Source organism: Microbacterium sp. K41 (genome assembly GCF_004794395.1).
GTDB lineage: Bacteria > Actinomycetota > Actinomycetes > Actinomycetales > Microbacteriaceae > Microbacterium > Microbacterium sufflavum.
Map to the genome: position 1 here is coordinate 1 of NZ_SSDO01000014.1, position 718 is coordinate 718.

At 75.3% G+C, this 718-nt stretch carries 1 protein-coding gene and 1 pseudogene; one reads left to right on the top strand and one right to left on the bottom strand.

Going from position 1 to position 718, the window contains the following annotated elements:
• Nucleotides 1-453 (bottom strand): protein kinase family protein (locus DW309_RS00105; RefSeq protein WP_524538328.1); only part of this gene is annotated, 453 nt, incomplete at its 3' end.
• 64 nt (nucleotides 454-517) lie between these two features.
• On the opposite strand from DW309_RS00105, the pseudogene DW309_RS00110 reads away from it, so the two are divergent.
• Nucleotides 518-718: pseudogene (locus tag DW309_RS00110) on the top strand (NAD(+) diphosphatase); the annotation flags it as partial.

Here is a 718-nt window from a genome sequence, read left to right on the forward strand (position 1 = left end):
CTCGTCGGCGCTGCGCGTGGGGAGCCCCGCGCCGCGGACGACGGAGGTGGGCATGCCGTGCACGGCGGCGATCGCGGCACCCATCGACTCGGCGGCACCGCGGCCGGCGGGCACCATCGGCGCCTCGATCTGGAAGCCGGGCAGCAGCTCGGTCACCAGTGCGCGTCCGTCGCCCAGGCGCGTCTCGCCCACGTATGCCGGGGCGCGGAAGGGCAGCATGGCGCGGGCGCCGTCACTGAGCGCGCGCAACGCGATGGCCTCGGCCGCGAGCTCGCGCGCCGCATCGTCGTCGTCGGCCACGCGGATCGCCAGTTCCCTGCCGTCGGCGAGAGAGGCGACGGCGGAGTCGAAGCGGCCGTCGCCGTCGGCGGTGAGCGCTCGGGTGCCCGTGACCTCAGCGCCGGGAAGTGCGGCCGTCACCGCCGCGGCTAGAGTGAATGGAGAGCGTCCCATGCCCCCAGGGTAGGTGGGCTCAGGGGCGGTCCCGCCTCCGCCACGCCCGTGAAAGGGGGAGTCGATGAGCATTCCGCGTCCGTTCTTCGACCGCGCAGCGGAGCTCCGTGAGGAGCCGGGCGTGATCGACCGTCTGCGCGACGATCCCCGGTCACGGGTGATCGTGGTGCGCGAGGGCCGCGTGCGCGTGCTCGACTCCGCCCTCGTCCGCGTCGCTCCCGACGCCGTGGGGGAGGCGACCTGGGCGCTGCTCGGCCGCGACGCC